Origin of the sequence: Arcobacter sp. s6, from assembly GCF_040884245.1 — a bacterium.
In the GTDB taxonomy this organism is placed as follows: Bacteria; Campylobacterota; Campylobacteria; order Campylobacterales; family Arcobacteraceae; genus Aliarcobacter.
Window position 1 is genome coordinate 27,509 of record NZ_JBEVTN010000014.1, and the last position, 23,337, is coordinate 50,845.

Consider the following 23,337-nt stretch of genomic DNA (forward strand, 5'->3'; position numbering starts at 1 on the left):
ATATAATTTTCTTTAATTTTAAATTTTATCAAATTTTTGGTAAAACAATAGTTTTATTATTTTTAATTTTTTAAAATAAATAAATAATGTTACAAAATAAAATAAAAAGTTCCACAAATAGTTTAGAACGCTTAAGTAGTCTTTTTACTCTAATTAGGTAGAATTTTTACCTTTATTTATAGAATGGAGTTATATATGTTTGGAATGGGCTTTATGGAAATTTTTTTAATTGCAATTATCGCAGTTATCGCGTTGGGGCCTGATAAGCTACCTGGTACTATGGTTGAAATAGCAAAATTTATTAAAAAGTTTAAAACTGGACTTGATGATGCAAAAACAACTCTGAATAGTGAATTAAACATATCAGAGATGAAAGCAGAAGCAAGTAAATTTAAATCACAAATTGAAGATACAAAAGCATCATTATCTGTTGATTCAAAAATTGATTTGGGATTAAATGATATTTTAAAAGATGATTTAAAAGAAAATTCTTCTGTTAAAGAAGAGAAAAAAACTCAAACTATCGAAGAAAAACCAAAAGAAGAAAAAGTTTCTTTTAAAAAAGAAGATAAATTTAAAGTAAAGTTAGATGACAAAAAAGAGGAAAATGCTTAATGTTTGAAGATTTAAAACCACATATTGCAGATCTTAGAAAAAGATTAGTTATATCATGTTTAACTGTTGGAGTTATGTTTTTTGTTTGTTTCTCTTTTTATGAACCAATATTAAATTGGATGATGGTTCCTGTTGAAGCTGTTTTACCTAAAAACTCTCAAATGGTTGCAGTTGAAATTCAAGAAACATTCTTTACTGCTTTAAAAGTAGCATTTTTTGCAGGTTTTATAGTATCTCTTCCAGTTATTTTTTGGCAATTATGGTTGTTTTTAGCTCCAGGGCTTTATGATCATGAAAAAAAACTTGTAATACCATTTGTCTTTTTTGCTACACTTATGTTTTTATCTGGTTCTGCATTTGCTTACTATATAGTTGTTCCAGTTGGATTTGAATTTTTGATTAATTTTGGTTCAACCGTTGTTACTGTACTTCCAAGTATTGGTAAATATGTAGGTTTTTTTACAAAACTTTTAATTGGTTTTGGTATTGCATTTGAGTTACCTGTTATTACTTTTTTTCTTGCAAAAATTGGTCTTGTAGATGATAAGATGTTAAAAAATTTCTTTAGATATGCAATTGTTCTTATATTTATAATTTCAGCACTATTAACTCCACCTGATGTTATAAGTCAATTATTAATGGCTGCACCTCTTACTTTACTTTATGGAGTTTCTATATATATCGCAAAAGTATTTAATCCAGCTCCTAAAGAAGAAAATGAGGAAGAATAAAATTTTATGTTAGACCCTTTAAAGACTTCAAGTTATGATTATAACTTACCAAAAGAGTTAATTGCAACTCACCCTATAAGCCCAGCCGATTGCGCTAGGCTTTTGGTTTATAATAGAAATACAAACAAAATCACTCACACTACTTTTAAACACCTTATGGATGTTTTACCAGAAAATTTATCAATCTTTTTAAATGATACAAAAGTTATAAAAGCTAGAATTTTTGGTACAAAAGATACAGGTGGAAAAATTGAGTTATTACTTAATAAACCCTTATTTATGGATAGATATCTTGTAATGATAGGTGGGAAAGTAAGAGTTGGAACAAAACTATTTTTTGATGAAAATCTAAATGCTGAAGTTTTAGAAGTAAATGACGATGGAAGTCGTGTAGTTACATTTTTCCAGAATCATAAAAAGCTTGATTTTTTAGAACTTGTAGAAATCTTAAATAAAATTGGTCACCTACCTCTTCCTCCTTATATGAATAGAACTGATGAAAAAAAAGATGAGCAAGATTATCAAACTCTTTTTGCTAAAAACTATGGAGCCGTTGCAGCTCCTACAGCATCACTTCACTTTACACCTGAATTATTAGAAAAAATTAATGCAAAATATGATGTAAATTATTTAACTTTACATGTTGGAGCTGGAACTTTTAAACCTGTGGATGCAGAAGATATTTTAAATCATCCTATGCATAGTGAATATTTTGAAATAGGAATTGATGCTAAAAAAGCTTTAGATAAAGCACAAAAAGTTCTAGCGGTTGGAACTACTGTTACAAGAACTGTTGAATACTATGCAAGAACAAATAAAATACAAGGGGAATGTGATTTGTTTTTAAATCCAGTTAATCAACCTATAAAAGTTGATTACTTACTAACAAACTTTCACTTACCAAAATCTACACTTATTATGCTTATTGCATCATTTGTAGGCTTAGAAAAAACACTTGAAATTTACCATGAAGCTATAAAAGAGAAATATAGATTTTACTCTTATGGTGATGGTATGTTAATTATATAAAGGATAAAAATGGCTTATTACGTACTATTTGATACAGAAACAACAGGAAACCAAGAAGAAGATAAAGTAATTCAATTTGGAGCAATGATTGTAGATCAAAAAGGAAAAGTTGAAGCTTTTGATGAATTATGTTCAACGAATGTAGATATAAAACTTGAAGCAATGGAAGTTCATAATATCACTCCTGATTTATTAATAAATAAACCAAAAGCTATTGATACTGCTTTTTATAAAAGATTAGCAGAGTTAAATAGTAATGAAAACTATTTAATAGCTCATAATATTTCTTTTGATATGGGAATGATAAAAAAAGAAGGATTTATTAATCAATATCAATTAATTGATACTTTAAGATGTGCTAAACATCTATTTCCTGAACTTCCATATCATAGACTTCAATATATAAGATATGCGTTGGAACTTTATAAAATAGAATCTGTAGAAGCTGCTAAACATAATATTACAATCAAAGCTCACGATGCAATTGGTGATGTTTTAGTTATGAAACTATTTTTAACAAAACTTGTTGGAAAATGTAGAGAAATATATCCTGATTATAATCCAATTGAAAAACTTGTTGATTTAACTAAAACGCCTGTATTTATAAAAACATTTAAATTTGGTAAATATAAAGGCAAAGATATTGAGTCTGTTGCACGTGAAGATGCTGGATATTTAAATTGGATGAGATCTAATATGGAACTTGATGATGATTTAAGATATACTCTTGATAAGGTTTTAGGATAATAAATAAATTTATCCTAAATTTCCATAAATTCTACTATACCTTCTAAAAAACTGTATAAACTAACCAACGCATAAAAGGAAAATCTATATGCAAAAACTTACAACAGAAGGTCAAAAAATCGTTAACGATCTTTCAAATAAATATAACTTAAGCCAAGATGCAGTCATACATATGATTGGAGCTGTAAATAATGGTGGCGGATCAATGGCTCAATTTAATTGCCCAGAACTAGGCGGTGGCGGTCAATGGATGAGAGGTGGAATGACTATGGTTGGCGATATGTTTAACTATAGTTTAAAAAATACTGTTGATAATCTTTGTAATGATATTTCAAATGCACTAGCTTCTACAATTATATTTCCACTTGCACCAAAAGGCACAAGAGAAAGTAATCAATGGTGGCCTGTTGAACTTGGAAATCCTTTTAGTAGTGGAGCACAAAATAGTACGAGATATGCTATTTTTCCAAATAGATTAGCAGTTGATTTTAATGGACAGGTTACAGTTTATGATACTTTAGATAATAATATATCAGGAATTAGCCAACAACAAGGAGGAAATGATTCTTTTACTTTTTCTAGTCAATATGGTACAATTTTAGTATCTACTCTTCCAGTAATTTCTGGTGCTAATAATTCAAATGTTTCAAATAATGCTCCTATAAATAATTTCCTACAAGAACCAATACAAAACTTTATTGAACCTATTTCTCAATCTAATCAAGAAACTAACAATCAAAATCCTATAAATAATCCTGTAGTAAATGATTCATCAAAAAATATTATTGAATTAATAGAACAACTTGCTAAGTTACATTCTGTTGGTGTGTTAAATGATACTGAATTTAATACAAAGAAATCTGAATTACTATCTAGACTTTAATTTTACTCTTTTTATAAGTAGATTAATTATTCATTAATCCACTAAAAAGTAAAATTCACACGATATATTTTAGATTTTTGTTAATATTTATATTATAAATTTGATTGGAAAAAGGATAATCTTGGAAAAATTACATACCTGTACTGTTTGTCAAAAAAAATTTAGAAACAATCAAATCATTCATGCTGATGTTATTCGTGATGAGATTAACAAACTAATTCAAAATGACATACCAAATTGGAATAATAAATCTGAAATATGTAGAAATGACTTACATTTCTATCAAAATAAATATATTCATACAATTGTTGAATCAGAAAAAGGTGAATTAACTATTTTAGAAAATCAAGTATTAAATGCCATGAAAGAACATGATTTAATCTCAATAACTTCTGATACAATTTTTGATCATGAATGGACTAGAGGTGAAAGAATTGCCGATAAAATTGCAACCTTTGGTGGAAGTTGGGCATTTATGGGATTTTTCACTGCATTTTTATTAATATGGATAGGAATGAATGCAACTGTTATATTTTGGAAACCAATTGATCCATATCCTTTTATTTTATTAAATTTATTGCTATCATGCTTAGCAGCTATTCAAGCCCCAATAATTCTTATGAGTCAAAATAGACAAGAGAAAAAAGATAGATTAAGAGCTCAATATGATTATCAAGTTAATCTAAAAGCTGAATTAGAAATACGACAACTTCATGAAAAAATGGATCATCTTCTTTCTCATCAATGGGAAAGATTAGCTCAAATTCAAGAGATTCAAATTGACTTATTAGAAGAATTACAACAAAAAACAAAATAAGTTAAATAAATAAAAATTAAATAAAATCATTAAAATATTTAAAAAGAAAAATGCCATTTTATTTATTGTTGAAAATAATGAAACTGCTATATATATAACAAAAAAGTAAAATGGAGTTACAACTTCAAAAACATTCATTTTATGCTCTAAAAAAAGTTTTAAAACCCCATCAAAATAAATAGCAAAATCAAAGATATGTGCAAATATTTCAAAGGGATAAAACAGTGTAAAGAATATAGTAATAATAGGTGATAAAAATTGCTCATAAGAAGTTTGAGGAAAATAAAAATGCACAATAGGATTAAAAATCAAAAACATCCAAAAATTAAAAAAAGCAAAACTTAGATATTTATTCATATTGAAAAAATATTTCATATAAAGAATTATATAAAATACAGCAATAACTGAAAACCAAAAGCCTAAAGAAAAAATAAAACTAGGAATAAAAGTAATTATCAATAAAACCGTATAAAGTAAAGTTCCAAAGGAAAATATTTTGATATTGTTACGAAGAAGTATTACCGATATTAGTAGCATAATTAGCGATCGCAAAAGAGAAGGCACTATTCCCACAAAAAATAAGTATCCAAACAAAACCAACATACAAACTATTAATAAATCAAATTTTCTATTTCTAAAAGGAAAATACCTTTTATGAAAATAAGTATAAGGGAAATATAAAATCCAATAAATCACAAAAGAAATCACAGCAATATGAAATCCAGACAAAGCTATTAAATGACTGATTCCATAATTTGTACAAATATCTCGCAAGTTCGATGAAATAGGAATTGCTAAAAACAAAGCTTGAAATAATTCACTTATCATTTCATCTTGATGATTAGAGTCTATTTTATAAATTATCTTATCTTTAAAATCAACATCTCTTTTTACTTTATCAAAATAAATTGTTTTTGAATAAAAACCTTTTAAATAATCTATAAAAGAGATTTTATTAGTAACAAATACAATATTTAAGATATCTAGTTTCTCTAGCTTTATTTCTTTATCAATAGAAGTATAAAGAATGAAATTATTAGCTTTTAATTTTAAAACTTGATAATCATTTTTGTCATATATATTCAAAATACTTACTTTTGATTCATATATTTCTTCACTTATTATTTCTTCATATTTCTTATGTTCTATTGAGATATTTATTAAGAAAATAAATAACAATAGTAAAACTAGTCTATTTTTATTCATAAAAGTAATCATTATAATTATTATACTGAAATAATATTATATATAATAATGAAAACTAAAGTATTTTTAAAATAAAAAGAGCCATTATAAATGACAAATATCTAAATAAAGATAAATAATTGTAATTACATTATATAGCTAGTTTAACCAGCTATATAAAAATTTTAATTTTGAGAGTTACTTATCTTCCCTGTAGCAAAAGAACCTTTGACACTACCATTATTAGTTGAATTCATGTCAATACTTCCACCAATATTTTCAGCATTTGGTCCATAGAATTTACCAGCGATAGTTCCTGTAATTCCAGTTGTACTACTTCCATTATTTTCTATACTTGTAGTACTGAATGAACTATATTTATCTATTGAAATATCTGTTATTTTAGTTTTCCAATCGGTTCCACCAATAACAAAAGTACCATCCAATTTTTTATTTCCAAAATCTACATCAAAAGTAGCATTTCCTCCAACAGCATTATTTGAACCATCAGTTTTTGTATGGATTGCACTTATTACACCATTATATTGGGCACTTATATCATTATTTTTATAATCTTTTAATTTAGAATAAGGTGTTGTTGTTCCTTCAACGTATGTAGATACTTCTTTACCTGTAAAAGGATTTGTCCAATAACCCATTTTTAAAATAGAGTTATCATATTGAACTTGTTTTATAGATAAAATAGCTTCTAATGCCAAGCGAATTTTATCAAGAAGTGTTTGGTTATCAATAATTGCTTGTGCAGCTTCCTCAGCGGCTGCTTCTGCTTCAATAGCAGCAGCTGCTGCTTGATCTGCTTGAGCTTGAGCTTCTTGTGCTGCAAGTGTTGCTGCTGCATCAGCAGCTGCTTGAGCTTCTTGTGCTGCAAGTGCGGCATCAGCAAGTGCTTGAGCTTCTTGTGCTGCAAGTGCCGCTGCTGCTGCTGCATTTTCAGCTGCAAGAATAGCAGCTGCATCTTGTGCTTCTTGAATAGCAAGAGCGGCTGCTGCATCAGCAGCTGCTTGAGCTTCTTGTGCAGCAAGAGCTGCTGCTGCTGTAGATTGAGCTAATGCTTCTTGAGCCGCAAGAGCTGCGGCAGCTTCAGATTGTGCTTGTTGAGCCGCAAGAGCCGCTGCAGCCTGAGCTTGGGCTTCTGCCTGAGCTTGAGCTTCTTGTGCAGCAAGAGCTGCGGCAGCTGCTGCTTGTTGTGCTGCCAACGCTGCTGCAGCATCTGCTTGAGCTTGAGCTTCTTGAGCTGCAATAGTAGTTGTTGCAGTATCATTTTTATTTACATTCTCAATACTTGTTTTATCATTTGTTGTCGTTTTATTTTCTGTTTCAGAAGCAGCTATTTCTTCTGATTTTTCACCTGCTGTATTTTTAGATAGATTATCAAGTTGTTCGCTTGAATAAGTTTCTGGAATAGTGGGATTTACTCCTGGTACTATTTTTGTAAAATTTCCCGATGGCACAATTACAGAATTTCCTGTTAAATTTGAAGTTACTGATATTTCACCTGAAGTACAAGCAATAAAATCTCCTGCAACAGAATCAGTTGTCATTATAATTTGAGTCCCTCTTATTCCAATAGAAGCTGATTTTGTATTTAATTTAAACTTTGAGGGATTGATTTTACCAATTTTTCCAGTAATAGTTTTGAAAAATCCATTTGAAAAATTCATATCTAATTTACTTTCCTTTGAATTATTCATATCATAATAATAATCATCAATAGAAAACTTTGATTTATTTCCTACTGTAACTACTGTTTTATCATTAAAAATAATTTGTAATTTAGAGTTTTCTTCTGTATTTATAATATCTTTTGATAAAATATCATCACCTAATTTAGCAATAAAACTTTTTTCTTCTCTTAATATATTAGCTGTACCATTTATAAATGTAATTTTACCTATGCTGGCATATACATTTATTAATGCTAAGATAAAATAAATAAATAATAATTTTTTCATTTTTAATCCTTAAAGTTTTTAATATAACTCAATGTTATTTTATTTTTATAATATTCTGCATAATCAATATTTGAATTATTTTTTGTATAGTTATAAGCTAAATATAAAAAAGATTCTTTAAACATTTCATATGAGCTACTTAAATTAAATGATAATTCAGAATCTTCTCTTTTTCTTAAATACCAAGAATCTATATCTTTATATTTAACACTTGAATATCCAAGACCTGTATTAATAGTAATATTATTATTTAATTTATAGTCTAAACTTGTAGCTAAAGAAATAATATCTTGATTGACATCGTCTTTTTCTATATATTCTTCATATTCTTTTGAAAGATTTAGTGACGAATACAAACTAAACTGTTTATCAATTATCTTTAATAATCCAAGATGTATTTTAATAACTTTGCTATCATCATGTTGATTTTCAATAGATTGTGCTTTTTTATATAAATATTTAATATTTGCATCTAATAATAAATCTTTATTTATAAGATATCTCAAACTTGGAGAAAGACCATAACTGGTAAGGTAGTTATCACTTCCTTGCCATAAATTATCAATATAAAAACCATAATCAACTATTAGTTTTTCATTATATGCTTTAGATATCTTAGGATTAATTCCTATTAGTTGTAAATTTTTATCTGAATATCTTTTATATATTTGATTATATACAAGAGTATCAATTTTAAAGAATAAATCATCGCTTTTTTTATACATATAATTCATAGATAATATCTCACTGTGAGAGATGTCTGCTTTTTTTTCTGAAGCTGGTATACCCTCTTCTCCTATAAAATCATTTAAATAAAGTAAAGTTGGATGAAAAGAATCATTTAATGAATCATTATCAATATTATCATCATAAGATGCGCTTAAAATTAGATTTGCTTTTATAAAATGTTTTGTGATTTTATTTTCATTCTTTTTTAAAAAATAATCAATATTTTTCACTATAAGAGGATCTATATTTTTTTCATTTTTAACTTCATTAAATAGAGAAATTGATTCTTTGTGCATTCCTAATTCAAAATATGTTCTGGCTAATTCTAATTTTGCTCTCATTGAATCAGGTTGATATAATAAGATTCTTTCAAAAATACTTTGAGCTTCTTCATATTGTTTTAATTCAAAAGCAGATCTTCCAAGATAAAAATTATATTTTACATCATCCATTTTTAACAAAAATAACTTATAAAATTCATGATAAGATTCATTATAATTACCTTTTTCAAATACATTTAATGCTCTATTATATTCTTTTGTTAAATCTTTAAATTCTTTTACTTTATTTAATTTCTTTACTTTTTTATTGTCATTATTATTATAAATTTTATTTTGTGAATTATTATCAAAATTTTTAGTTATTACACCATTTTTAAAAGCCTTTTTATATTCAAGTATTTCTTCATACGTAGAAATATTAACTAAATATAATTCAAAATTATCAGAGGTTTTAATAATACTATAATCAAATACTTCTACATCATTGATGTCTTTTTTTAAATCATCAATTGTTTTTGCTTTTTTTATAAATAACATAAAAAACTCTTTATCTATTTCTTTGTTATTTATTAATTCTGCAAATGAATATAAAGAAAAGATTAAAATCAAAATTATTTTTTTATACACTGTACTTCTTTTTACTAAGTTTTATAATATATATATACTATCATAAATTTAATAAAATAATTTTATTATTAGTATAAATAATTTTGACTTGGAGAATAATTTGTAAAAGAAAAAAGCTATTAAGCCTTTTTCTTCCAGATTGACATTTGTGAGATTGTATGTTGGTATTTTCTAGAAGTCTCTTTTATAACAAATGGAACATCAATAGTTTCTAAAAGTTCAAATTGTGATAAATTTTCTTTTAGTGTATCTAAAGTGTATACTTCTTTATTATCTTTGATGTAACCACCAAGCCAATTCTCTTTTGGTGTATAATCTTCAAGCCATGTATAAGGGCTTAAAAGGACTAATAAACCATTATCATTTATTCTACTTGGGATATCATTTAAAAATTTTTGAGGATAATATAATCTATCTATTAAGTTTGAACAAAAAATCAAATCAAAACCGGTATAAATATCTTTTAAATTACAAGCATCACCTTGCATAAAAGTAACTTTGTCTTTGATTTTCTCTAAATTTAAACTATCAAGGGAAACAGATTTTTCTTCAAAGATTTCACCCTCTTTTTTTACTTTATAGATTAAGTTATCATAAGTTTTTAGTTTTACTCCAACATTTATAAAGTTTGCTGAGAAATCAATTCCGACAACTTCATCAAATTCTTTTGCTAATTCAAAAGTAGATCTTCCAACAGAACATCCTAAATCTAAAGCTTTAGCTGTTTTAATATCTTTAATATATGGTTTTAATAACTCAACTGAGTTTACACAAAAGTTTTTGACACCAAAATTCTCATTTCCATAATGGAACTCACAATATTGAGCAATTAATTCATCAGTTTCATAAACATTATCATTTAATTTTGTTCTATATTCATTTGATGACCTAACATATCTAAAACCAGCATGTTGAAAGAAATGTTTTCTAAAAGCATATCTAGCTTCTTTTAAAGTCTCATTTCCTAAAGATATAAATGATCCACCTTTCATTAAAGCGTGTCTATCATCAAAAGTAGGAGTTGTAAAATCATCATAAATAGGATGGGTTATAAAATCATCAAAAGGATAAGTAGGAGTTAAACTCCATTGCCATACATTTCCAATTACATCATAAAAATCATCAAATTTATATTTGTCTACTGGACTTTGATTAAACTGAATAAGTCCTATATTTGCATCTTTTTGAGCTGCTTTTGTATATTCATATAAAGCATAATATTCATCTTCACTAGGAAGCCTAACTTCAAAACCTAATTTTTGTGATTTATATTTACAAAAAGCCTCTGCTTCATAAATATTTATATCAACTGGATAATTAAGAGGAAGTGGAACTTCTTTATTTATCTCTCTTAACAAATAACTATTATCTTTTTTTACCCAAAAAGTTGGATGTTTTGCTTGAGTAAAATCTAACCACTCTTTTCCTTCTTCACTAAATAATTCAGGTTTATTATAAGACCCATCTTTTACAAACTCTAAAAATTCTCCATTTGATACTAAATATTTTGATGCTTCAAAATCTTTTATTAAAGCTTTATGAAATGAGAACTCATTATCCCAACCATAATAAATGGGATTAGATCTATCTTTTTCTAAAATTACAGTTGTACCTTTTACACTTACTAACTCATTTTTCGGATACGTTTCAGAAGCTTCATTTACATAAGTAAATATTTCATTTTCTTTTAAAAACTTAATATCAAGTTCTCGAAGTAATACAGATGAAGTTTCTATATGAATATTTTCATGTTCAATTCCCATTAAAATAATCCACATAGGACTATCCCAATTTATAGGAAGTGTAAATTCTAAAGTATCTATTAAATTTAAAACTATTTGCTTAACTTTATCTCTATACTCTTTTGTTTGCTCAAAAGTAGGCCAAGTATAATGTTTATGATTTAAATCATCCCAAGACATTTCATCAACACCAATTGCAAATATTGATTCATACTGCTCATTTACTCTTTCTTTTAAAATATTTGCTAATATTAATTTATTTACAAAAAAAGTAGCTGTATGTCCATAATAAAAAATCAATGGATGTCTTAAAGTATTCGGTTGTTCATAAATAAAATCTTTTTCTTTTAATAAATCAAAAAGTTTTTCATCTAATTCGTAAGTTTGTAAAAACTGTTTTTTAATTTCTTCTCTTTTTTCTTCTATTGTACCTGTTGTTAAATTTACACTTTGTTTATTATAATTCATATATTCCTCTAATTATTCTCTAATTTATTTTCTAAAAATTCTACTTTTTTTATTTTATTCACTTTTATAAATTGTTTGTATAGATTTAATAGCTGATTCAACTCATTTTTATCTAAAACTTCAATTTGTTTTTCCAATCTCTTTAAAATATTTTTATCTTCTATTTTTAATAAAGATTTAGCAATATAATTTTCAATTAAAATCATTCCTAATCTTTTTATTGATTTTGTTTTATCTAATATTTCTAATGCATCTTGTGTCAAATTTAATACTTCATTACATAAGCTATTTTCTATTGAAGAGTTTAAAATTTTATATAAAATATTTAAAGCCTGATTATGTAAAACAATAGGCATTTCATCCCTATCACCAACGGATTGCTTAAGTACAAGTCCTATTTCCCCAAGTTTTATAGCTTCATTTATTTTAGCAATTTCTTGTGTAGCTTGTGTTAAATATATAAATCTATAAGCGATTGCCATATTTACAAAACTTGCTCCATATTCAAAAGCACCTAAAGTTGGAATTGCTAAACATTTTTTATAATAATTAACTGCATTATCATAGTTCTTTCCCCACTCTTCATAGTTTGCTTTAATATTATAATAATGCCATAACCATAAAGGAGTATTATCTTCAATATGAGAAAAAAGAATACTTTTTAATTTTTCTAAGGCTTCTAATCCTTCTTCTTTTAATTCTTCTTTTCTTTGACTAACAATTATCCATGCTTTTCTTTGATAAAATTTAACTTCAGTATCATTTGGTTTGATATTTATATTACTTGACATATTTTTTGGTAAAGAGTTTAATGCTTTATCAAAATTACCCATTCGTTCATATAAAGAACAAATAATAACGGAATATTTAACTGGATTTATTTCATACAAATAATTAGATACCAATAAAGCTTGCTCAAAGTATCCATTTCTTTTAAATAAAACAATTAATTTATTTAAAGAATCTATTGATAATTGTCTATAATAAGAGTTTGTTGAGTTTTCAAAATTATTTGAATCTTTTGAATCAAACATTAATCCAGCAATATCAAACCAATATAAATCAATGAGTTCATATTGTTGTTTTTTTTCAATACTCTCTATAAATTGTTCTAAAATTTTTATAGTTCTTTTTTTATCTAAAACAATTTCTTTTACATAATAGTATAAAATTAAGAAAGAAATAGGATTTTCAAAATAAGATAGACACTCTTCAATATGATTTCTTAAATAATAAGCTAATCTTTTCTCTTCCTCTTCTAAATCTTTAAAAATAACATTGGAAGTAAAATACACTTGTAAGGCTTTTTCTTGTGTTACAAATCTAAAATCTTCAAAACTTCTATTTATAAAATTTTGAAACCCAAAAATAAGCTGATTTTTATTATCTATTTCATCTCTAATAAAATTTTTACCACAATACTCAAAAAGCTCTAAGGATATAAAGCTTTTCTTATCCCTTTGTTTTAAAATTACAGTTGAACAAAGTTGCATCAAAGAATAAAGTTTTTGTTCTTTTGAGGATAATAAAATTTCTACATCACATTTCTTTAAAGTTTTACCTCGTTTTATTAATTCAATATTTAATAAATCAAACTCTTTTAGTCTTTTTAAAATATTTTGAGATTTATCATTTCTTACATAAAAATTTACAGTATTAAATCTATTTAAAATACTATTAATTAAAAGTCTCCAAACCCAATGACTTGAATCTTCTAAATCAAAATTATAAAGATGAACTACTGTTTTTTTATCAAAATTAGAAAAAGCTAATTTTAATTTTTTTAATCTTCGTATATCTTTGTTAAACCATGAAGAGATTAAATTTTTAAATTCACTTGTTTCACCATCAAGTAAAGAAGGCATCATAAGTAAACCTAAAAAGAAAACTGCGACAAAAAAAAGTGAAATAAAATCTTTTGTTTCCCAAATAAAAGGCATCTCAAAAATAATCTTTTTTAAAATATCTTCATAAATTGATACAGAAATTATGGCTAAAAGTATTAGTATTATGGATATAAATGAGATTAAACTAGCTGAAATTTTTTTTCTTAAAAAATAAAAGAATGATGACTTACCATCTATCAAACCTATATCTGCTTCAAATTTATCTAAACTATCATTTTGACAGTAAGTAATAAATATATCATTACCTTTTTTAACAATACAAGGATCTTCTAATGTTTTTCTTTTGTGATTACAAAGTCTTGATGTGTATATAAAACAATTATTTTGTTTCATTTATTTTTTTAAACCTTCCCTTGCTATTTTATTTTGAATAGGATCACTAAAAAAATAAGAGCCTTTTTTAATAGGAAAAGGTAAACTTTTTAAAGATTTTTCATACTCTTTTACAAAACTTTCATCATAATTAACAAAAGCATTTGTTAAAATATCAATATATAAAGAGGGAATAAAGCAGTTTTTATCACCTCTTTTTGCTATTTTCTCACCATTTGTAGTCATAAAAGCGATAAGATTTTCGTCTAAATAATAATCTAAAATATTTTTTGCATTTATTTCTATCTGAGAATAATTTTTTTCTCTTAGTTTTAAAATTTCAAATTCATCTTGAGTAATTTTTATAATAACACCATTTACACAAGCAGTATCATCTTTTTGTAAATTTAAAAAAACTCCATTTACTTCTTTATCATCATCAAACTTTATATTTTCTATTGAATTCCAAACTCTTTTATACCCTTTTATTCTGACAGGTATCAAATCATTTTGCATTAACTTGCGGGTAAATGATTTTTGTGCACTTTTTAAATTTATTAACGACCCAAAACCAAAAAGATACATTTTTATATTAACTTCTCTTTACAAACAACAATTCCATCAGGATCTACATAAACATAATCACCACTATTTATTTCAACTCCATCAATTATTAAAGGTACATTTATTTTTCCATCTTGAATAGGTATATATTTTCTTGGACAAACTCCTTTTGCAACTAAACCTATATCAAACTCTTTTGTTGTAACAGTGTCTCTTACATATCCATTTACAATAATTCCTTCAAATTTATTATCATTTGCAAATTTCATTAAATTATCGCCAACAACAGCAAAATATTCCATATTAACATCAACAATTACAACTTTACCTAATCCATTATTATTTTTTAAAAATGCAGCTAAATCTTTATTGTTTTTATCTAGTTTTATAGTTATTACTTCACCTTTAAATTTTTTATTCCCACCATAAGATTTAAAATCTGGTCCTAAAATCTCAGTTTTATCACTAAAGTTATCACATAAATCTGCTGTAAAAAATCCCATTAAGTACTTCCTTATTTATAAATATATTAAATTACAATATTATCTCATTTTACTATTAAACTATTCTTATTTATAAAAAATCATTTCACATTATTTATACAAATAAGTTATAATATCAATTCTATAGAAAGGATTTTTATGAAAATTATATTTAATATTTTTATCTTAACTTTTATTTCAGTTTTTATTAGTGCTTGTAGCACAAAAAGTTTGACTATAAAGTCATTACACCCTTCAAAAATAGAAAAAGAAAAGATATATACTGTAAAAGTTGATAGATTTTATCGTGATGATGTTAACCAAACAATTAGTTTAGAAAATGCAATTGCAAATAAAGTAATTGATCATCGTAATGTTTTTTTATTAAAAAATAATGATTTTGGTACAGATGCGGTTGTAACAGGAGATGTTTTAAATTCATCAGTAAGATATAATACATATTATAGATCGGAAGTTGATTATTCAAGATGTAGATATTATAGATATGATGATAGAAATAGATCAAGACATTGTATGGAATATGTTATAAGACAAATACCTTGTGAAAATAGAGAATATAATGTAACAACAAATATTAATATTATTAAACCAATCACAAATGAAGTAATATTTTCTAAAACATATGATAAATCAAGTTATGACAATGTATGTTTTGATAGACCATATCCATTTTATAGGACCACAACAGATATCTTTAGAATCAACTCACAAATTGCAGAACAAATATCACAAGATATTGTAGATGATATGTCTCCGCATTATGTTTATTACAATATAAATATTATTGAAGAGCTAGATGATAACAATAAAATTTATACAAAAGAGCATATAAAAAGATTTGAAAAAGCTGTAGATTTACTTGTAAATAAATACTTAGATTTAGCAAAAATAGAATTCGAATCATTAGATAAAGAATTAGCTAGCCAAAGTTTTGAAATTACTTACAATTTAGCTCTTATATATGAAGCATCAAATCAATTAGAAATAGCAAACCAATTATATTCTAAAGCAAAAACTTTAACTTTAGACATAAAGTATTTAGACTTAATTAACTATGGAATAAATAGAACAAGTGTTAATTTAGAGGAAAAAATTAAGGCAAAATCACAGTTGCCTTAATTCTTTGCATTTACCTATTTAACAACTTTTAACCATTATTTTTGTATATTAAATTTTTATTATAAATATTAAAAATTTTGAATTTAAAAGGTTAGATAAGTGTCAATGAATAAATTTAATTACACAGCTATCTCTGATGACTGTGTAAAATGTGGAAAATGTAAACCTGTTTGTACAATATTTAATATAAATCAAGATGAAGCTACTAGTCCTAGAGGATTTATTGATTTATTAGGAGCCTATGAAAGAAATGAATTAGAGCTTGATAAAACTGCAAAAGATATATTTGAATCATGTTTTTTATGTACAAACTGTGTAGAGGTATGTCCAAATGACTTACCAACAGATATGATAATTGAACAAGTACGTTCTGATATTGCAAAAAAATATGGAATAGCTTGGTATAAAAAACTATTCTTCTTCTTATTAAGACATAGAAAAACCATGGATTTTTTATCAAAAATGGGTTGGATGTTTCAAACATGTGCACTAAAACTTGATAAAAAAACACAATCTGGACTTCCAAGATTCAGCTTGCCAATTGTAAAAAAAGATAGAGCTTTACCATTTGCAGATAGTAGAAGTTTTTTAAATAAATATCCTGCAAATATAAAAGCTACTAATAAAAAAGTTGAAGAGAATAAGAAAAATAAAGTAGCTATTTTTATAGGTTGTATGAGTAATTATACATATACAAATACGGGTGATTCTTTAGTTAAAATTCTAAAAAAACTTGAGCTTGATATTATGATTCCAAAAAAACAATTATGTTGTGGAGCACCTGCTTATTTTACAGGTGATTTTGACACAGTAGATTTTTTAGCTAAGAAAAATATTGAATATTTTGAAACTTGGATTGATGAAGTTGATGCAGTTATAATTCCAGAAGCTACATGTAGTGCAATGATAAATCAAGATTGGGCACACTATTTCCATAATCAACCAGAATGGAAAAAAAGAGCTGAAAAATTATCTGAGAAGATATTTATGGCTACAAAATGGCTAGAAAACAGTACAGATTTAAAAAATATGCTTGCTAATAGTGGTAAAAAAATTGATCAACTTGTAACTTATCATGACCCATGTCATGCTAAAAAAATGCAAGGTGTATGGAAAGAGCCAAGAGAATTATTAAAACAAAACTATGTTTTAACAGAAATGAGCGATTCAAATAGATGTTGTGGTTTTGGTGGGGTTACTATGCAAACTGAAAAATATGATTTTGCAAAAGCAGCAGGAGCACCAAAAGCAGCAATGATTAGAGAAACAAAAGCTCAAATTGTAAGTGCTGAATGTAGTGCATGTAGAATGCAAATCACAAACTCTTTATATCTTGCAGATGTTGATGTTCAATTTAAGAACCCTATTGAATTAATAGCTGAAGCGTTGGAAGCATAATGGAATTTTGGCAAAATATTTATTCAAACTTTAATCCAGTAGCTTTTAATTTAGGTCCAATAGCAGTTCACTGGTATGGAATTATGTATGCACTAGCATTAATTTCTGCAATTTTTGTAGCAAAATGGTTTATTAAAAATGATAAATTAAATATTTCTAATGATTTATTTGATTCATATGTTTGGTGGGCAGAAATCGGAGTAATTTTAGGTGCTAGACTTGGTTACATATTGTTTTATGATTCTAATACCTCATATTATTTAACTCATCCATGGCAAATATTTAATCCTTATGTAAATGGTGTTTATACTGGAATTTCAGGAATGAGTTACCATGGAGCCTTTATTGGATTTATTATCGCTTCATATTTCTTTTGTAAGAAAAATAAAATATCTTTTTGGTTCATAACTGATATTTCTGTTTTAGGAATTAGCGCAGCTTATGTTTTTGGTAGAATTGGGAACTTTTTCAATCAAGAATTGGTCGGACGAGTTACTGATGTTCCATGGGGAATATATGTTGATAAAACATTAAGACACCCTTCACAAATTTATGAAGCAATACTAGAAGGTTTAGTTGTATTTATAATTTTGGTTTATCTTAGAAAAAGAAAAACTTTTGATGGTCAACTAGCACTTATGTATGGAGTTCTTTACTCTTTTATGAGAATTATTGCAGAGTTTTTCAGGCAACCAGATAGTCAATTAGGATTTCTTTACAGTAATTGGCTTACAATGGGGATTTTACAGTCGTCAGTTGTTTTAATAGTTTGTGTAGTAATATATTTAAAAATGAAAAAAGTCAATAATTTTTATTAACTATTGACTTTCATGTCTTTGTAACCAGCATCCACAGCTAGCTCTGCAATCTTATTTTTTAATAAATCTAGTCTCCAACCATGTCTACTAGCAAAATTTTCTATTTCTACGTCTCTTTGTTCAGGTGTACAAAATACAAAAATTCTTTTTAAAAAAGGTTTTGGTACTTGTATAGCTATTAATTGAAAATAATTCTCTTTACAGCTTCTTGAGCAAAAAGCCTTACTCATAGCAATCTTTTTTTTGCAAAATGGGCAATGGGACATTATTTATTACCTTTGATTATTAGTTTGTAAAACTTAGCATTAGAAACATCTTGTAAGAATTTTGGTTCAATGTCGTGTAAAGCTATTATTTCAATAACTCTACCCTCCATTAACCAACTTCGTCCGGTATCTATAATTTTTTGCGTTTCAAAAAAATGTATTAATTCTTCTTTTGAAATGATCAGTTCTTCCATATTATAACTTTTTTATTAAGATTTTGCAAATACCAAACTTAATTATTTTTAAGAATGTCTATTGTATAGCCCTTATTGGAATGGTTTTTAATAATTTCATAATAAGTTTTTTGTCTAATTTTATTTACTATATTTCTCATAGTATAAATTGACATATCCTTACCTTTCCATACGACTTCTTTTATTATATCATAATCTGTGATTTCATTTCTTTTTACAATCAGTAATTTTAAAAATGATTTTTCTAATCTAGTAAAGTCAATTAAAACTCCACCTGCTTTAAAAAATTGATCTCTATATTCATCAAAATAGATTCCATTTTCGAATTCAATTTTATCACCTCTTTTTGTTTGGTTTAGACACATAATAACTGCTAATTTTACATCTTTAGCTCTTAATGGCTTTGATAAGAATGTGTAAGCACCTGAGTTAATAGCTGTAACGATACTTTCATTATTATCTGAATCTGAAATAACGATTTTTGGTAGTGTTGGAGCTAATTGTGATAATTCTGTACATAATTCTGAAAAAGAAATTTCTTTTACATCAGCATCAATAATTGCCATGTCATAACTATTTGAACATGCTAATGATATTGCTTCTTCTAAAGTTCCTGCAACTTTTAATTCTTTAAAATAATCATCAAATTCATTTTGAATTGTATCAATTATTGACTGGTCATTTGTAACGAATAATAACTTCGCGTTGTATAACTTTCTTATATTTCTTACTGTTTTTAACATAATAGTACTCTTTATATATTGGTTTAAGTCATAATAATAACAAAAATTTCTTTATTTGTCAAAAATATTTTAATAATTTTGATTATATTTTAATAATTTTCTATTATTTCAACTTTTGCCATGAATTTCCTTTAGCAATTGATACTTTTAATGGTACATTTAATACATATATATTTTCCATTATTTGTTTTAGATCTTCAATAATTTCATCTGCAATATCTTCTTTTACTTCGAATATAAGCTCATCGTGTATTTGTAATAACATTCTCATATTATCATTATTTTTATATTTTTTATGAATTTTTACCATTGATAATTTAATTAAATCAGCTGCACTTCCTTGAAACATCGTATTAACAGCTTCTCTTAGATATGCAGCTTTAAGCATAGCATTTGCGGATTCAAAATCAAAGAGCCTTTTTCTATTTAATAATGTTTTAATGTAGCCATTTATATGAGCAGAATCTTCAATCGATTTTAAATAATCTTTTACACTCTTAAATGCTTTGAAATATGATTCAATATATATTTTTGCCTCTTTTGAAGAAATTCCTAATGTATCCCCTAATTTTTTACTTCCCATTCCATATAAAAGTCCAAAATTTATAGATTTTGCAATTGATCTTTTCTCTTTTGCTGACTCTTCACCAAAAATTTTCACAGCAGTTTGGTAGTGAATATCCAAATTATTATTAAAAGCATCAACTAAAGCTTCATCTTTTGAGAAATGAGCTAGAAGTCTAAGTTCAATTTGTGAGTAATCTATTCCTACTAATGTATATCCATCTTTTGGAATAAATGCTGATCGAATTAAAGAGCCAGCTTCTGATTTCACAGGAATATTTTGTAAATTTGGATTTTTTGAACTTAATCTTCCAGTTGCTGTTCCGGTATGTAAAAAAGAGGTATGAATTCTATTATTTTCATTTTTTAATCCAAGCTCTAATAATGGTTCAATATAAGTTGATTGAAGCTTATAAGCTTCTCTATAGTTTAATAGCAAAGGAACAACGCTGTGTGCATCAAATAAACCATTTAAAACCGCTTCATCTGTACTGTAACCTGTTTTTGTTTTTTTAGCAGTTGGTAAACCTAAAGTTTCAAATAAAACTACTCCTAATTGTTTTGGAGAATTAATGTTAAACTCCACTCCACTTGTTTCATAAATTTTATTAGTTAATTCTTGTATATACTTATAGTTTGTCTCTTTTAACTCTTTTAATAATTCAACATCTATTTTAATTCCATTGTTTTCCATATCTGCTAAAACATAAATAAAATCAAATTCTAAATCAAAAGCAAGTTTTAATAACTCTTCACTATTTTTTTCTTTAAATAATTCTAATTGTTTATTAAAAAGCTTTAAAGTCATTAATGCATCTTCAGCAGCATAATCACATGCATTTGAAATATCTACGTTTGAAAAATCTTCACCTTTTTTGACTACATCTTTAAATGCAATCATTTTATGATTAAAATACTTATCAATTTGATAATCAAGTCCTACTTTTTCATTTGTATCTAAAAGCCAAGATAAAATCATAGTATCTGCATAAAGTTTTAGTTCTAAATCAAAATTATATTTTATAACTGCATAATCATATTTAAAGTTTTGTAAAACCAATTTATGTCTGTTTAATTGAACAATTGCTTGAAATGCTGCTTCTTTTGAAATTTGATTTCCAACTCCTAAATATGAGTGTGCAATTGGAACATAATAAGCTTTATTTTCTTCATAAGCAAATGAAAATCCAACTATTTTTGCTTTTGTAACATCAATATCTGTGGTTTCTGTATCAAAAGAAACTATTGCATCTCTTGGAATTTTATTTATGACTAAAGATAGGCTATTTTCATTATCTAATAAAATAAATTCCATTTTATCTTGTTTTTCTACTTCTTTTGGAATTTGTGTTTTAAAAGACATTCCATTTTTATTTACCCTATCAAGTATTTTTGACATATCATATTTAATTAAAGTATCAGAAATCTTTAAAATTGGATTTTCACTTGGTAGTAAAAAATTATCCAAATCATCAATTATATGGCAATCTTTTGATAGTGTCACAAGCTGTTTTGAAAGAAAAGCCATATCCCTACTCTCTTCAAGTAATGTTTTCCATCTTTTTTTTTCAATATTTTCTAAATTTGCATAGATATTTTCTAGTGTTCCAAATTGTTGAATTAAAGCTTCAGCTGTTTTAGCCCCAATTCCTTTTACACCTGGAATATTATCAGCACTATCACCTAAAAGTGATTGATAATCTGTAAATTGTGAAGGATGAACTCCATATTTTTCTAAACATTTAGCTTCATTTATAACTACTCTTTTTGTTGGATCAAATAAATAAATAGTATCATCTTCAATTAATTGATATAAATCTTTATCATGGGATACAATTCGAACTTCCAAACCTTTTAGTTTCGCATCATGGGCAATTGATGCTACAATATCATCAGCTTCAAAACCTGTTCTAATTGCTGTTTTAAACCCCATTTGTTCAATCCATGAAATTGCAATTGGAAGTTGCTTTAATAAATCCTCTGGAACATCAGGTCGTTGAGCTTTATAATTATCATATAAATCATTTCTAAAAGTATTTCCTTTTGCATCAAGTGCAAAAACTATATAATCTGTTTGAAAATCTTTTCCAATATTTGATATAAAATTAATAAATCCTGTTAATAAACCTGTTGGAAAACCATCTTTTGATTTTAAAGGGGGTAAGGCAAAATAACTTCTAAATAAGAATCCAAATGTATCTATAACTGTAATTGTTTTTTTCATAAAATTTCTCTTTCATATACTTGTTTAAAGATTTTATAATATAATAATGTCACTAAAAATAAGGTTTTGAAATTATAAAATGAAAAAGGTAGACAAATGATAATAATCCCAGCTAGATTAAATTCAAGTAGATTTGCAAATAAAATTATGGTTGATATTTTAGGCTTACCTATGGTAATAAGAACTGCAAAGCAAGTTAGTAGCTTGGATAGAGTTGTGATTGCAACTGATTCACAAGAGGTAGTTGATTTAGCTAAAGAATATGGTTTTGATGCAATTATGACATCAAGTTTACACAATAGTGGAACTGATAGAATAAATGAAGCTGTTAATATTTTAAATCTTAGCAATGATGAAATTATTGTTAATGTACAAGCAGATGAGCCTTTTATTGAAATAGAAGTTGTACAAGCTGTAATAGATAGAGTAAAACAAATAAAAGAAAATAATGAAGATATAATGATTACTTCTTGTTACAAAGAAATTAGTTCAGAATTAGCAGATGATCCAAATCATGTAAAAGTAATTTTAGATGAAAATTCAAATGCAATTTATTTTTCAAGAGCAAAAGTTCCATACCATAGGGATCATTACGAAGCAGCTACTTATAGTGGTCATTTAGGTATATATGGTTTCACTAAAAAATCTTTAAATAATTTTTGTGAACTAAATTCTTCTAAATTGGAAAATATAGAAAAATTAGAACAATTAAGAGCTATAGATAATGGATTTAAAATAGCAATGGTAAAAGTAAAGTCTAAATCTTTTGGAATAGATACACAACAAGATTTGGATAATGCAATAAGAATTTTTGGTAAATAATTTATAAAAATTTTATTTACTTTAGTTTAAAAACAATAAAGTCATTTTAATGATAATTTATGTAAACTATAGTAGA

Annotated in this window: 21 protein-coding genes; 10 read left to right on the forward strand and 11 right to left on the reverse strand. The window is 25.9% G+C overall.

All coding sequences use genetic code 11. The annotated features are described in order from the left end of the window. Positions 1–195: 195 nt before the first annotated feature. The 6 genes from tatB (at position 196) to ABVS04_RS09865 (ending at position 4,822) form a co-directional block, all read left to right on the forward strand. Positions 196–615 carry a Sec-independent protein translocase protein TatB gene (gene tatB, locus ABVS04_RS09840; protein WP_368030531.1) on the forward strand — a complete coding sequence of 140 codons (420 nt, stop codon included), beginning with the start codon at positions 196–198 and terminating at the stop codon, positions 613–615. Beyond that, positions 615–1,346 carry a twin-arginine translocase subunit TatC gene (gene tatC, locus ABVS04_RS09845; RefSeq protein ID WP_368030532.1) on the forward strand — a complete coding sequence of 244 codons (732 nt, stop codon included), beginning with the start codon at positions 615–617 and terminating at the stop codon, positions 1,344–1,346. Before tatB ends, tatC begins: the two co-directional genes overlap by 1 nt. A 6-nt stretch (positions 1,347–1,352) precedes the next feature. Further along, the gene (gene queA / locus ABVS04_RS09850; protein ID WP_368030533.1) at positions 1,353–2,375 is read left to right on the forward strand and encodes a tRNA preQ1(34) S-adenosylmethionine ribosyltransferase-isomerase QueA; all 1,023 of its coding nucleotides are present in this window, start codon (positions 1,353–1,355) and stop codon (positions 2,373–2,375) included. A gap of 9 nt (positions 2,376–2,384) precedes the next feature. Beyond that, positions 2,385–3,122, forward strand: coding sequence for an exonuclease domain-containing protein (locus ABVS04_RS09855; RefSeq protein ID WP_368030534.1), 738 nt, complete (start codon positions 2,385–2,387; stop codon positions 3,120–3,122). A gap of 88 nt (positions 3,123–3,210) precedes the next feature. After that, positions 3,211–4,005 (forward strand): hypothetical protein, encoded by a 795-nt coding sequence (locus ABVS04_RS09860; RefSeq protein WP_368030535.1) that lies wholly within the window; start codon positions 3,211–3,213, stop codon positions 4,003–4,005. Positions 4,006–4,126: 121 nt separating this feature from the next. Further along, positions 4,127–4,822 (forward strand): DUF1003 domain-containing protein, encoded by a 696-nt coding sequence (locus ABVS04_RS09865; protein WP_368030536.1) that lies wholly within the window; start codon positions 4,127–4,129, stop codon positions 4,820–4,822. Here the strand turns inward: ABVS04_RS09865 and ABVS04_RS09870 are convergent. The 7 genes from ABVS04_RS09870 to rraA form a co-directional block, all read right to left on the reverse strand. After that, the gene (locus ABVS04_RS09870) at positions 4,802–6,028 is read right to left on the reverse strand and encodes a ComEC/Rec2 family competence protein (protein WP_368030537.1); all 1,227 of its coding nucleotides are present in this window, start codon (positions 6,026–6,028) and stop codon (positions 4,802–4,804) included. The two genes, ABVS04_RS09865 and ABVS04_RS09870, sit on opposite strands and share 21 nt — an antisense overlap. 164 nt (positions 6,029–6,192) lie before the next feature. Further along, on the reverse strand, positions 6,193–7,980 hold the full coding sequence (locus ABVS04_RS09875; RefSeq protein WP_368030538.1) for a transferrin-binding protein-like solute binding protein: 1,788 nt from the start codon (positions 7,978–7,980) through the stop codon (positions 6,193–6,195). A gap of 2 nt (positions 7,981–7,982) precedes the next feature. Beyond that, positions 7,983–9,617, reverse strand: coding sequence for a surface lipoprotein assembly modifier (locus ABVS04_RS09880; protein WP_368030539.1), 1,635 nt, complete (start codon positions 9,615–9,617; stop codon positions 7,983–7,985). Positions 9,618–9,736: 119 nt separating this feature from the next. Beyond that, positions 9,737–11,827: a 5-histidylcysteine sulfoxide synthase gene (gene ovoA / locus ABVS04_RS09885; RefSeq protein ID WP_368030540.1), complete on the reverse strand. Its 2,091-nt coding sequence runs from the start codon at positions 11,825–11,827 to the stop codon at positions 9,737–9,739. Between the two features lie 8 nt (positions 11,828–11,835). Continuing rightward, a complete protein-coding gene (locus tag ABVS04_RS09890; RefSeq protein WP_368030541.1) occupies positions 11,836–14,067 on the reverse strand; it encodes a hypothetical protein in 2,232 nt (743 codons plus the stop codon). After that, the gene (locus ABVS04_RS09895; protein WP_368030542.1) at positions 14,068–14,631 is read right to left on the reverse strand and encodes a hypothetical protein; all 564 of its coding nucleotides are present in this window, start codon (positions 14,629–14,631) and stop codon (positions 14,068–14,070) included. A 2-nt stretch (positions 14,632–14,633) separates the two neighbouring features. Then, complete coding sequence (gene rraA, locus ABVS04_RS09900) at positions 14,634–15,113, reverse strand: ribonuclease E activity regulator RraA (RefSeq protein ID WP_368030543.1); 480 nt, start codon at positions 15,111–15,113, stop codon at positions 14,634–14,636. A gap of 138 nt (positions 15,114–15,251) precedes the next feature. On the opposite strand from rraA, the gene ABVS04_RS09905 reads away from it, so the two are divergent. The 3 genes from ABVS04_RS09905 (at position 15,252) to lgt (ending at position 18,448) form a co-directional block, all read left to right on the forward strand. Continuing rightward, complete coding sequence (locus ABVS04_RS09905) at positions 15,252–16,232, forward strand: hypothetical protein (RefSeq protein WP_368030544.1); 981 nt, start codon at positions 15,252–15,254, stop codon at positions 16,230–16,232. Between the two features lie 105 nt (positions 16,233–16,337). After that, on the forward strand, positions 16,338–17,630 hold the full coding sequence (locus tag ABVS04_RS09910) for a (Fe-S)-binding protein (protein WP_368030545.1): 1,293 nt from the start codon (positions 16,338–16,340) through the stop codon (positions 17,628–17,630). Then, positions 17,630–18,448, forward strand: a complete 819-nt coding sequence (gene lgt, locus ABVS04_RS09915) for a prolipoprotein diacylglyceryl transferase (RefSeq protein ID WP_368030546.1) — start codon at positions 17,630–17,632, stop codon at positions 18,446–18,448. The genes ABVS04_RS09910 and lgt overlap by 1 nt, the downstream gene beginning before the upstream one ends. On the opposite strand, the gene ABVS04_RS09920 is transcribed toward lgt, so the two are convergent. The 4 genes from ABVS04_RS09920 to polA form a co-directional block, all read right to left on the reverse strand. Next, the gene (locus ABVS04_RS09920) at positions 18,445–18,714 is read right to left on the reverse strand and encodes a DUF2116 family Zn-ribbon domain-containing protein (protein WP_368030547.1); all 270 of its coding nucleotides are present in this window, start codon (positions 18,712–18,714) and stop codon (positions 18,445–18,447) included. The two genes, lgt and ABVS04_RS09920, sit on opposite strands and share 4 nt — an antisense overlap. Next, a complete protein-coding gene (locus ABVS04_RS09925) occupies positions 18,714–18,908 on the reverse strand; it encodes a hypothetical protein (RefSeq protein WP_368030548.1) in 195 nt (64 codons plus the stop codon). The genes ABVS04_RS09920 and ABVS04_RS09925 overlap by 1 nt, the downstream gene beginning before the upstream one ends. 38 nt (positions 18,909–18,946) lie before the next feature. Continuing rightward, positions 18,947–19,651 carry a response regulator transcription factor gene (locus ABVS04_RS09930; RefSeq protein ID WP_368030549.1) on the reverse strand — a complete coding sequence of 235 codons (705 nt, stop codon included), beginning with the start codon at positions 19,649–19,651 and terminating at the stop codon, positions 18,947–18,949. A 103-nt stretch (positions 19,652–19,754) separates the two neighbouring features. Beyond that, a complete protein-coding gene (gene polA, locus ABVS04_RS09935; RefSeq protein ID WP_368030550.1) occupies positions 19,755–22,439 on the reverse strand; it encodes a DNA polymerase I in 2,685 nt (894 codons plus the stop codon). Between the two features lie 96 nt (positions 22,440–22,535). Between polA and kdsB the strand changes: the two genes are divergently transcribed. Continuing rightward, complete coding sequence (kdsB, locus tag ABVS04_RS09940) at positions 22,536–23,261, forward strand: 3-deoxy-manno-octulosonate cytidylyltransferase (protein WP_368030551.1); 726 nt, start codon at positions 22,536–22,538, stop codon at positions 23,259–23,261. Positions 23,262–23,337 lie beyond the last annotated feature (76 nt).

Coding starts and splice junctions, on each gene's coding strand:
- tatB (WP_368030531.1), top strand. CDS start 196: ATGTTTGGAATGGGCTTTATGGAAATTTTTTTAATTGCAATTATCGCA.
- tatC (WP_368030532.1), top strand. CDS start 615: ATGTTTGAAGATTTAAAACCACATATTGCAGATCTTAGAAAAAGATTA.
- queA (WP_368030533.1), top strand. CDS start 1,353: ATGTTAGACCCTTTAAAGACTTCAAGTTATGATTATAACTTACCAAAA.
- ABVS04_RS09855 (WP_368030534.1), top strand. CDS start 2,385: ATGGCTTATTACGTACTATTTGATACAGAAACAACAGGAAACCAAGAA.
- ABVS04_RS09860 (WP_368030535.1), top strand. CDS start 3,211: ATGCAAAAACTTACAACAGAAGGTCAAAAAATCGTTAACGATCTTTCA.
- ABVS04_RS09870 (WP_368030537.1), bottom strand. CDS start 6,028: ATGAATAAAAATAGACTAGTTTTACTATTGTTATTTATTTTCTTAATA.
- ABVS04_RS09875 (WP_368030538.1), bottom strand. CDS start 7,980: ATGAAAAAATTATTATTTATTTATTTTATCTTAGCATTAATAAATGTA.
- ovoA (WP_368030540.1), bottom strand. CDS start 11,827: ATGAATTATAATAAACAAAGTGTAAATTTAACAACAGGTACAATAGAA.
- ABVS04_RS09890 (WP_368030541.1), bottom strand. CDS start 14,067: ATGAAACAAAATAATTGTTTTATATACACATCAAGACTTTGTAATCAC.
- ABVS04_RS09895 (WP_368030542.1), bottom strand. CDS start 14,631: ATGTATCTTTTTGGTTTTGGGTCGTTAATAAATTTAAAAAGTGCACAA.
- rraA (WP_368030543.1), bottom strand. CDS start 15,113: ATGGGATTTTTTACAGCAGATTTATGTGATAACTTTAGTGATAAAACT.
- ABVS04_RS09905 (WP_368030544.1), top strand. CDS start 15,252: ATGAAAATTATATTTAATATTTTTATCTTAACTTTTATTTCAGTTTTT.
- ABVS04_RS09910 (WP_368030545.1), top strand. CDS start 16,338: ATGAATAAATTTAATTACACAGCTATCTCTGATGACTGTGTAAAATGT.
- lgt (WP_368030546.1), top strand. CDS start 17,630: ATGGAATTTTGGCAAAATATTTATTCAAACTTTAATCCAGTAGCTTTT.
- ABVS04_RS09920 (WP_368030547.1), bottom strand. CDS start 18,714: ATGTCCCATTGCCCATTTTGCAAAAAAAAGATTGCTATGAGTAAGGCT.
- ABVS04_RS09925 (WP_368030548.1), bottom strand. CDS start 18,908: ATGGAAGAACTGATCATTTCAAAAGAAGAATTAATACATTTTTTTGAA.
- ABVS04_RS09930 (WP_368030549.1), bottom strand. CDS start 19,651: ATGTTAAAAACAGTAAGAAATATAAGAAAGTTATACAACGCGAAGTTA.
- polA (WP_368030550.1), bottom strand. CDS start 22,439: ATGAAAAAAACAATTACAGTTATAGATACATTTGGATTCTTATTTAGA.
- kdsB (WP_368030551.1), top strand. CDS start 22,536: ATGATAATAATCCCAGCTAGATTAAATTCAAGTAGATTTGCAAATAAA.